Annotated in this window: 12 protein-coding genes and 1 tRNA gene; 10 read left to right on the top strand and 3 right to left on the bottom strand. The window is 58.7% G+C overall.

Translation table 11 applies throughout. The annotated features are described in order from the left end of the window. From Q1A91_RS15805 to Q1A91_RS15795, 3 genes are all read left to right on the top strand, one after another. Positions 1–330, top strand: a 330-nt coding sequence (locus tag Q1A91_RS15805; RefSeq protein ID WP_299879432.1) for a hypothetical protein, incomplete at its 5' end; no start/stop codon positions are given. Positions 331–448: 118 nt separating this feature from the next. After that, entirely contained in the window at positions 449–727 is a 279-nt protein-coding gene (locus Q1A91_RS15800; protein ID WP_299879429.1) for a hypothetical protein, read from the top strand. Beyond that, positions 724–2,283: a recombinase family protein gene (locus Q1A91_RS15795; RefSeq protein ID WP_299879427.1), complete on the top strand. Its 1,560-nt coding sequence runs from the start codon at positions 724–726 to the stop codon at positions 2,281–2,283. Before Q1A91_RS15800 ends, Q1A91_RS15795 begins: the two co-directional genes overlap by 4 nt. Here the strand turns inward: Q1A91_RS15795 and Q1A91_RS15790 are convergent. Next, positions 2,247–2,330 (bottom strand) — tRNA-Leu (locus Q1A91_RS15790). The genes Q1A91_RS15795 and Q1A91_RS15790 overlap by 37 nt on opposite strands. A 136-nt stretch (positions 2,331–2,466) precedes the next feature. Here Q1A91_RS15790 and Q1A91_RS15785 point away from each other — a divergent pair. Further along, positions 2,467–2,988 carry a Hint domain-containing protein gene (locus tag Q1A91_RS15785; protein ID WP_299879425.1) on the top strand — a complete coding sequence of 174 codons (522 nt, stop codon included), beginning with the start codon at positions 2,467–2,469 and terminating at the stop codon, positions 2,986–2,988. 78 nt (positions 2,989–3,066) lie between these two features. On the opposite strand, the gene Q1A91_RS15780 is transcribed toward Q1A91_RS15785, so the two are convergent. Then, on the bottom strand, positions 3,067–3,957 hold the full coding sequence (locus tag Q1A91_RS15780; RefSeq protein WP_299879423.1) for an NAD(P)H-hydrate dehydratase: 891 nt from the start codon (positions 3,955–3,957) through the stop codon (positions 3,067–3,069). A 131-nt stretch (positions 3,958–4,088) separates the two neighbouring features. After that, positions 4,089–4,754 (bottom strand): NAD(P)H-hydrate epimerase, encoded by a 666-nt coding sequence (locus Q1A91_RS15775; RefSeq protein ID WP_299879420.1) that lies wholly within the window; start codon positions 4,752–4,754, stop codon positions 4,089–4,091. A gap of 175 nt (positions 4,755–4,929) precedes the next feature. Here Q1A91_RS15775 and Q1A91_RS15770 point away from each other — a divergent pair, with 175 nt between their 5' ends. The 6 genes from Q1A91_RS15770 (at position 4,930) to Q1A91_RS15745 (ending at position 9,745) form a co-directional block, all read left to right on the top strand. Then, on the top strand, positions 4,930–5,268 hold the full coding sequence (locus Q1A91_RS15770; RefSeq protein ID WP_299879417.1) for a P-II family nitrogen regulator: 339 nt from the start codon (positions 4,930–4,932) through the stop codon (positions 5,266–5,268). Between the two features lie 33 nt (positions 5,269–5,301). Beyond that, positions 5,302–6,702 carry a type I glutamate--ammonia ligase gene (gene glnA, locus Q1A91_RS15765; protein ID WP_299879414.1) on the top strand — a complete coding sequence of 467 codons (1,401 nt, stop codon included), beginning with the start codon at positions 5,302–5,304 and terminating at the stop codon, positions 6,700–6,702. A gap of 117 nt (positions 6,703–6,819) precedes the next feature. Beyond that, positions 6,820–7,485 carry a hypothetical protein gene (locus Q1A91_RS15760; protein WP_299879411.1) on the top strand — a complete coding sequence of 222 codons (666 nt, stop codon included), beginning with the start codon at positions 6,820–6,822 and terminating at the stop codon, positions 7,483–7,485. A 308-nt stretch (positions 7,486–7,793) separates the two neighbouring features. Next, entirely contained in the window at positions 7,794–8,030 is a 237-nt protein-coding gene (locus Q1A91_RS15755; protein WP_299879409.1) for a hypothetical protein, read from the top strand. A gap of 86 nt (positions 8,031–8,116) precedes the next feature. Next, positions 8,117–8,947 (top strand): lytic transglycosylase domain-containing protein, encoded by an 831-nt coding sequence (locus Q1A91_RS15750; protein ID WP_299879406.1) that lies wholly within the window; start codon positions 8,117–8,119, stop codon positions 8,945–8,947. A gap of 363 nt (positions 8,948–9,310) precedes the next feature. After that, positions 9,311–9,745 carry a glyoxalase superfamily protein gene (locus Q1A91_RS15745; protein WP_299879403.1) on the top strand — a complete coding sequence of 145 codons (435 nt, stop codon included), beginning with the start codon at positions 9,311–9,313 and terminating at the stop codon, positions 9,743–9,745. Positions 9,746–9,882 lie beyond the last annotated feature (137 nt).

Genomic DNA, 9,882 nt, shown 5'->3' with positions numbered 1-9,882 from the left:
CCGGCTTTGGTCGCTTGTTGGCCATGTGTCTCCTCCGTTTTCCTAAACATAGCGGAGGACCAATTCAGTGGGGGAGGATCAAAAGCCCCTACGCAGCCGTTCTACAAGGCCTACGACCGTGCAGCAGTGACACTGGCGAAGGAACTCAACATCACCCAGTTGGGCGCCAAGGCCATGATGAAGGACGCCTATCACCAGCAGCACGGCACCGATCTCTACGAGAAGGGAAAAGCCCTCGAAGAGAAATTCCATACGCCCGTGCGTGAAGCAGAGAAAGAAGCCCGTATCGCAGAGCGGACAACGTCTCGCACGCAATCACAGCAGCGCTAAAGGCGTCGCGCCGAAGCTGAAATAGGAAAATAATCCTTGCCAGAAAACAACTTACGTGATGTTATGTTCCTCTTTTGTTCTCAATAAGGAGGAGCAACACACCAACGAAAGGACCCGCATGAACACCACGCCCCCAACGCCACCGCCGCAAAAGTGCAGCATCCATCTCAACTGGCGCGACTGGCTTCCAGAGCTTGCTGAGATTGATGCAACCGAAGCTGAGAAACAGCACGCCATCGAAACGGTCTGGAACATCGCCATGAGCTTTGTCGATCTCGGTTGGGATCTCGATACAGCAGAAGAAAACAGTGGACAAAGCTTCGATCTCACCGCTGTTCTGCGCTCGGCTGTGGTACACTCGAAGGAAATCACTACGACAGAAAGGGAGGCCGTATGAGCAAACAGAAAGCCATCATTTATGCGCGCGTTAGCTCACGCACACAGCAAGAGATCGGGCATGGACTTGAGTCGCAAGAAATACGCTGCAGACAGTATGCAGAGGCCAAAGGGCTCAAAGTAGAAGCCGTCTTTCCCGATACATTCACAGGTGGTGGCGACTTCATGCGAAGGCCCGGTATGATCGCTCTTTTGGCGTTTATCGACGCGCAACCCAATGAGAAATTTATCATCCTCTTCGACGATCTGAAAAGACTCGCACGTGACCGCGACTACCACTTTCGGCTTCGTGAGGCTTTCCGCGACCGCGGCGCTCAAATTGAATGCTTGAACTATACATTCGACGAGACCCCGGAAGGAGAGTTCGTAGAGACAATTTTTGCGGCGCAGGGCCAGCTTGAACGCAAACAGAATGGGCGGCAGGTGGCTCAGAAGATGCGAGCGCGCATGGAGAACGGATTCTGGATTCACAATGCGCCAGTGGGATTCAGGTATAAGACGGAAAAATTTAAGGGGAAAGTTCTCGTCTTTGACCCGCCTTGGGACGGTGTTGTACGTGAAGCGTTCGAAGGGTACGCTTCTGGTCGATTTCAGACGCAGGCAGAAGTGAAGCGCTTTCTCGAAACCTTCCCGGACTTCCCGTTCAACAAGAACGGCCAAGTTAAACAGCAGCAGGTGACGCGTATGCTGACGCAACCTGTCTACACGGGCCACATTTGCTCCGAAAATTACGGCATCAACTGGTTGAAGGCACAGCATGAACCCATTGTCTCGCTGGAAGTCTTCGACAAAGTGCAGGAACGGCGCGCTGGCTTCGCTAAAGCGCCGAAGAGGAAAAACATCGGTGATGCGTTTGCCCTGCGCGGCATTGCGATCTGCGCGTGCTGTGACGTCCCGCTCCGGTCATCCTTCTCGCGAGGGAAGCTGGGCAAGCTCTATCCGTACATGCTGTGCCAAACCAAAGGATGCGACGCTTACGGGAAGTCAATCAAACGCGATCAGATTGAGAATGACGTTGGCGAGATCATCAAATCGCTTCAGCCGGATCAAAGTGTGATCCGCATGATGGCAAAGATGTTCCGCCACATTTGGGAAGCCCGTAAAGATCAGGCGAGCTCTATCTTAGCTGATGGAAAACGTAAGCTCACCTCAATCGATAAGGAGATCGATAAGCTCCTTGAACTCATCATGGCGTCAAGCAATACGACTGTCATCCAGAAATACGAAGAGAGGATCAGTCAGCATGAGCACGATAAGGCGCGACTGAGGGAAAAACTCGCTCATCAGGCCGAACCGAGTGGGACGTTTGAGGAAAAACTAGAACCCGCACTCGCGTTTCTCGCTAACCCATGGAAACTCTGGGAAACTTCCGGAAAATCGCAGGTGTTTTTGCGCCGAATAATTCTGAAATTGGCCTTCACGGACCGCATCAGATACTGCCGAAATGAGGGAGCTAGAACCCCGCAAATAGCGTTTCCGTTCAAGGCCTTGAGCGGTCTCGACACCCAATTGGTGTGTAGTGGTGCGGGTGAAGGGACTCGAACCCCCACGCCATAGGCGCCAGAACCTAAATCTGGTGCGTCTACCAATTCCGCCACACCCGCACATGCCGCTGTCGCAGCGTCCGCTGATTAACAAACCTCTACGCGATAGGCGAGAGCAAAAAAGGACAAGACATTAACACGATATTGTCTTAGTCTGTGGATAACCTGAGGCAGGTTTAACGAGAGAGATACGCCCATGAAACCGAATACGGTCGGGCGCGAGGGCGGCACGGACCGTCCAGCGGATCGATATACCCGATATGCCGTGATGGACACTGGTCTGATCACTGGCACCATTTTGCTGACAACCGATGGTGAAATCCCGGTCGAACACCTGAGCGTGGGCGACAAGGTCATCACCCGCGATACCGGCCTGTCCAAGGTCGAACATATCCAGCGCAGCACACGTGACATTCATACCATTGCCCTTGCGGCAGGATCGCTGGGCCATACGCGGCCCGAACGCGATGCGCTGCTGGCGGGGGACCAGATGGTGCTGATCCGGGATTGGCGGGCGCGCGCGCTTTTCAATTCCGATCGGGCGCTGGTCGCGGCGCGGGCTTTGGTGGATGACGAATTCATCACCGATCTGGGCGTGCGGGAGACGACGCTGTTCCAGATTTTCTGTGATGGCCCGCATATCCTCTATGCAGACGGGCTGGAGCTGGGCACGGCAGACGCCGCGCGGGCGCGCGGCTCTGTGTTGCACGCGGCCTAAAGCAACCGGCTGCGCCGCGGCGCTTGGTCTTGGGAAAATTCTGTTTGGCTGAGTGCCTCAGGTTTTGGGTCGGTTGCTCTAAAGGCCAAGGTTCCGGAAGACGGTTGGCAACTGCTCCGGCAGATCCTCGGCGATCAGGCCGGGACCGAAGGTGCGGGCGGCTTCGACGTGGAGGTAGGTGGCAAGGCCGGCAGCGCTGCGCATCGGCAGCCCCCGCGCCAACAGGCCACACAGGATCCCGGACAGCACATCCCCTGCCCCGGCTGTGGCCAGCCAGGGCGCGGCACGCGGTCCTGTGGCGTCATGCAGATCGCAGGCCCCGTCTGGTGCTGCGATCAGCGTTTGCGCCCCTTTCAGCAAGACCGTACATCCCGCGCGCTGCGCGGCCTGTCCTACAACTGCGGCGCGTCCGGTCAGATCCGCCCCGTCCAGCTTTGCGGAAAGATCCCCGAACAGACGGCTGAATTCCCCTCCATGGGGCGTGATGATGCAGGCCGGGTGCAAAGCGGCAAAAAGCCTATCGGACTGGCTGATCAGCGTGAGCGCATCGGCATCCAACACCGCAGGCAAGCCGCTCTTCAAAACGACCTGGATCAGGTCATGTTTTTCATCGTGCAGACCCAGCCCCGGCCCCAGACAAAGCGCTGTCAGCCGTGTGTCCGTCAGGACCTCCTGCAAGGCTGCGCCATCCGGTACGCGGGTCAGCATCACCGAAGTGATATGCCCGGCCACTTCCATCTGTGCCGCAGGCGGCACGCCGAGGGTCACAAGACCGGCCCCCACCCGCAGTGCTGCACGGGCAGCCAGCCGGGCCGCCCCCGTACGTCCCGCGCCTCCTGACAGGATCAGCGCGTGGCCGTGGGTGAATTTATGGCCCTGCGGCTTGTGCAGCGCCGCAATATCCAGCGTTTCGCGGGTCAGGGGGGTGGGAATTGAGATTTCAGGCCTCCGGCGGGGTTTTTGAACCATTTGGAAGCCTAGAGCAGCCGACCCAAAACCTGAAGCACTCAGCCAAACAGAATTTCCCCAATCCCGGCGCGTCGCGGCGCAGCCGGGGCCTTTCTGCGCAACTGAGCGCTTCAGGTTTTGGGTTGGCTGCTCTAAAGGCCAATGTCGGCAACAACAACCTTGCCACAGTGCCGGGCGCCATCGGCGGCAACATGCGCGGGCTTCAGCCGGTGAAAGGTAACGGTGAGGTCTGCTATGAACGCGGTCCCTGCTGTGCCCAGCGCGCGACCGGTATCGCTGTCCAGACCGCTGGGCAGATCAATGCTGACCACATGCCCGTGTGCTGTGTCGTTACAGGCCGCCACGATGTCGGCCAGGGGCGGGCCAATCGGACGGGTCAGCCCGATGCCGAAACAGGCATCGACAAAGAGCGGCGGCGGGGTGTCCGGGTCATCCTTGCAGCCGCGTTTTGCAAGTGCCTCCACAGTCTGGACCGGGTCAGAAGCCGCCCATCGCGCGTGGTTCACCTTGGCATCCGGCGGCAGTGTCTGCGCATCGCCGTAGAGATAGACAGCAACCTCCCAGCCCGCCTCCCGCAGCAACCGCGCCACCACGAATCCGTCACCGCCATTGTTGCCCGGCCCACAGAGCACAATCGCCCGGTGCGGCGCTTCGGCAAAGGCAGGCCACTGGGCCAGAATCGCATCCACCACCCCCTGCCCTGCACGCTCCATCAGCGTCAGTCCGGTGACAGTTCCACTGTCGATTGCAGCCTTTTCGACGGCGCGCATCTGCGCGGATGTCAGCAGTTCGGTCATCTATTCCCCACCATCGATTCACTTATGCCTAAAAATTGTGCGCATCGCCTAAAATGCGGGCGCGCACCTCCGCCAAATGCCGAAACCACAGGCACCATGGCGCAGCGTTTATGGATTCCCCCGCAGCGAAATGAAATGACGCAGATCAAAGGCACTTCTGCCTCCGGGAGGAACCATGAAAAAGATCGAAGCGATCATCAAACCCTTCAAGCTCGATGAAGTGAAAGAAGCCCTGCAAGACGTTGGGGTCCAGGGCCTGAGCGTGATCGAGGTCAAGGGCTTTGGCCGTCAGAAAGGGCACACGGAACTCTATCGTGGCGCGGAATACGTCGTGGATTTCCTGCCCAAGGTGAAGGTCGAGGTCATTCTGGACGACGATCAGGTCGATGCCGCCATCGAGGCCATCGTCAGCGCCGCCAAGACAGAAAAGATCGGGGACGGCAAGATTTTCGTCACCCCCGTTGAACAGACAATCCGCATCCGCACCGGTGAAACCGGCTCGGACGCGCTGTAACATCCCAAGAGAACCGAAAGGATCGCAGATACAATGAGCAATGTTGTCAAAATGATTGCGGACGAAGACATCGAATATGTCGACATCCGCTTTACCGACCCACGTGGCAAACTTCAGCACGTGACGGTGATGGCAGATCAGGTCGATGAAGACTTCCTGGAAGAAGGGTTCATGTTCGATGGCTCCTCGATCGCGGGCTGGAAAAGCATCGAAGCCTCCGACATGAAGCTGATGCCCGATCAGGACAGCGCCTATATTGATCCCTTCTATGCGGAAAAGACGCTCTGCGTGCATTGCTCCGTGGTGGAGCCGGACACAGGTGAAGCCTATGAGCGTGACCCGCGCGGCACGGCGGAAAAGGCCGAAGCGTATCTCAAGTCCTCCGGCATTGGCGATGTGGCCTACATGGGTCCGGAAGCGGAGTTCTTTCTGTTTGACGATGTGCGTTTTTCCAATTCGATCAACAAGGTATCCTACGAAGTTGATGCAACGGACGCATCCTGGAACACCGATACCGAGTATGAGATGGGCAACATGGGCCATCGTCCCGGCGTCAAGGGCGGCTATTTCCCTGTGAACCCCACGGACGAATCTCAGGATCTGCGCTCCGAGATGCTCTCGACCATGAAGCGTCTGGGCATGAAGGTCGACAAGCACCACCACGAGGTGGCGTCGTGCCAGCACGAGTTGGGTCTGATCTTTGACAGCCTGACCAAACAGGCCGATGAGCTGCAGAAGTACAAATACGTGATCCACAACGTCGCCGCCGCTTACGGCAAATCCGCAACCTTCATGCCCAAGCCCATCGCGGGCGACAACGGCACCGGCATGCATGTGAACATGTCCATCTGGAAAGACGGCAAGCCGTTGTTCGCAGGTGACAAATACGCGGATCTGAGCCAGGAAGCCCTGTGGTACATCGGCGGCATCCTCAAGCATGCCAAGGCGCTGAACGCCTTCACCAACCCGGCGACCAACAGCTACAAGCGTCTGATCCCCGGCTTTGAAGCGCCCGTGCTGCGCGCCTATTCCGCGCGGAACCGCTCGGGCTGTGTGCGGATCCCATGGACCGAAAGCCCCAAAGCCAAGCGCGTTGAGGCCCGTTTCCCCGATCCGGCGGCAAACCCCTACCTGTGCTTTGCAGCCCTCCTGATGGCCGGTCTTGACGGCATCAAGAACAAGATCGACCCCGGTGAGGCGATGGACAAGAACCTCTATGACCTGCCTGCCGAAGAGCTGGCGGATATCCCGACGGTCTGCGGCTCCCTGCGTGAAGCCATGGAAGAGCTTCAGGCGGACATGGACTTCCTGCTGGCCGGTGACGTGTTCACCCGCGATCAGATCGAAGGCTATATCGATCTGAAGATGGAAGAGATCGAAACATATGAACACACGCCGCACCCGGTTGAGTTCGGCATGTATTACAGCTGCTGATCTGATCCGGATCACAGTGGAAGGGCGGCCTTGCGGGGCCGCCCTTTTGCATTTGGGGCAGCCCCCCATGTTTCGTTGTTTTTCCCTAGAAGTTTCACAGCATCGACACAGTTCGGCATGACCTTGGCACATCTGAAAATCATGCGGAGTCTCTGTCGGACCATGGCAAAATCACCAAGCAGCTTTGAAGAACGGCTCGCCCGAATTGCGCAGAACCAAGACGCACCCGGCGGCGATACGACCCCGACCCCTTCCCCGGAACCGACATTGCCACGCGGCAGGCCGCCCTCCGACATGCCCCCATTGATGCGGTCCCTGCTGACAGTGGTGATGGTGCTGGCAGCCGTCGTCGGCTACTTGTTCCTGTCGTCTGAGGAAAATGTCGTGGCCAGCATGAGGGCCACCGCTCAGGCGGAACACGAAGGGCGCACGACCATTGGCACCCTGCTTTCTTCGGCAAATGACATGTTGCCGGATCTTGCCCTCGGCTATGCGAACAGCAAACGGGAAGATCTCATTCAGGCCAATATCGACAGTGGAGAATGGACGCCCGAACAGGCACAACGTGCGCGTGCGGCGCTCAAGGCGCAGCAAGGCAAGAGTTCCGTCGACATGGTTCGCGATTCAATCCGCAGCATGATTGTGTTTGAAGCACAGACAGCCGGTCAAGGCGCACTCGGGCAGGAATACGTTCAGAAACTCGACAACTGCCGGTCGATGGGCTGTGTGAGTGTGACAGAAACCCAGTTTAAGGTTGCCTTGCAGGCGGCCACTCAAGGTTAAGACGAGGTTAACCCAAGGTTGAGATAGGGTTAACGCGCGGTTAAGGCAGGTTTTTGGCAGGGCGACAGGCCCCAAGTAGGCACTTAAACGGCTGCCCAGCCGCACATAATCATATGTTTTTAAAATTTTTTTTAGAAAAACCCAGGGCGCGTCCCCGCCGATTTTCCAGACCCGCCATTGCTGCAATGCGGCGCCCAACTCGCGCCTCAATCGTTAACAAACCGCACGGTAATACCCCCCCACTGCCCCATTTTGAACACGCTCCTCACCCAAAACATCCTCATAGTAACCAGTGGAGCATGTGTACCATGCGCAGCCAAACAGACTTCGCTACCCGAATTGATCGTATCAATAAAGGTGCCGCCGCGACTGAAAAGCAGCGCAAGCGCAAGGGCCGCGGGTTTGGCTCCCTTATGGTGGTTCCTCTGATGATGTGTTCCTTTGTCTGCGGCGGTATCGTCTTCGCCTGGGACATGATGGACCGCCCCACCAACAATCCCTTTGCCGTGACCAGTGAACTGACCGCGCTCCTGCTGAGCGAATAAGCCCGGACCTCTCCCCCCGGTTTTTCTTTGCATGCGCCAATCCCACCGCTAGACTTTGCCCGAAGTTGCATTGTTTGAGGATTGTCATGCCTGCGTTCAAAACCACCTTTCTGTCCGCCGTTGTCGCCACCTGTCTTGCCGGTGGCGTTTTTGCTGCGGAGTGTATTACCAACAAAGGCAACTGGAATGCCTACAAGGCGACCCTTGCCAAACAGGCCGCAGCCCAGGGTGTGGGCCAGCGCGGCCAGCAGGCGCTGGCAGCGGCGAAACTGTCGGACATCACCTGGCGGTTCGAATCCAGACCCTCCAGCCAGACGGGCGTGTCCCAGGGCGACCCTGCCCGGTTCCTGGCCAAACGCTCCGGCAGTTCGGCGGCGAATTTCGTCAACCAGACCCGCAACAAGATTGCCCGCAATCCCAATACCTTCGCCTCGATCGAGAAACGCTTTGGTGTGCCTGCCAGCCTGCTGGCCACGATCTGGGGGCTGGAGACAAGCTGGGGCGGGTATCTGGGCAAGACGCCCATCGTATCGGGGGCGGTGACCCTGTCGTCCTACTGCCGCCGCCATCCCAAGTTTGAACCCCACGCGATTGCCGCCCTCAGCATGGCGGATCGCGGCATCATCTCCACCGACACCCGTGGCGGCCCGTCCGGCGAGCTGGGACATATGCAGTTCCTCGCCGGCAACTGGCTGCGCTACGGCGTGGATGGCAACGGCGACGGGCGTGCAGACCCCTACACTGCGGCCGATGCGCTGGCCTCTGCGGCCAACATGCTGCGCCAGAACGGCTGGCAGCCCGGCCAGCCCTTCGCCAATGGCACGCGCAACTTCCGGGTATTGTCCGTCTGGAATGACAGCGGCAACTACCAGCGCGCGATTGCCTATGCCGCGGGGCTTGTTGACGGCAACAGCTGAGCGGTCTGGCCATCACGGATGTGTCACCCGGAGCAGCCGCTGCGCAGGGATATTTATGGCCAAAAAGAGCGGCAAGGACGGTGTTTGAGAGGCGCGCGTCGCGCAAGAGGCACGCATGCAGGCACCGGGATTGAAGGGGGGTCTGTGTCTTGGCCGGTGTGACCGGTTCCTACCCTGCTGCAGGTCACAGATAGGCGGCCCCTTGCATTGCGAGGGGCCTTTGCTTATCTGCGCTTCAAGGGTCAGGCCCCTGCCGTCCGCATTCCGGTGAAGTCCTGTGCAACAATGATCTTCCTCAATCTCGCTGATTGAGGGGCAACGCGGACCCCCCTGATCCCTGTCTGGCGAGACGGAGTGTAAGATATGAACACCACCACCATCCCTCCCCGTGATGTGCTCAAGGCGCAGGCCAAGCGGCTGCGTGCTGATATGGCGTCCCGGGGTCAGACCATCAGCCATGCCGCCGCGCTTGAAACCGTAGCCCACCAGTGGGGCGCGCGGGACTGGAACACGCTGGCCGCGCAAGCAGCCAATCGCCACCCCGGCTGGGCCCCCGGCCAACGGGTGCGCGGTCACTATCTGGGTCATCCCTTCACCGGGAAAATCAAGGCCGCGCGGCAATCTGCCTCCGGCTTCTGGTCGCTGACCCTGCGGTTTGATGAAGCGATTGACGTTGTCACATCGGACATGTTCAGCGCCTTCCGCCGGCAGGTGAACACAACCGTGAACGCCGACGGCCGATCGCCGCAAAAGACCTCTGACGGGCAGCCCCATATGGTGCTGCATCCGGCATGGTAGGCGCAACACCAAAGACGCATACGGGCGGTCCGCTGCCCGTATGCCCTTCGAGGGGCCTTTGAAAAACGACATCTCAAAAGGTCGGTTTCCGGCAAACATCGCCTAAAAAACTGGCAAAAACTGACGTCACCTGTGCA

The organism is uncultured Sulfitobacter sp., assembly GCF_947500075.1.
In the GTDB taxonomy this organism is placed as follows: domain Bacteria; phylum Pseudomonadota; class Alphaproteobacteria; order Rhodobacterales; family Rhodobacteraceae; genus Sulfitobacter.
This window is presented reverse-complemented; position numbering and strand designations above follow the sequence as displayed.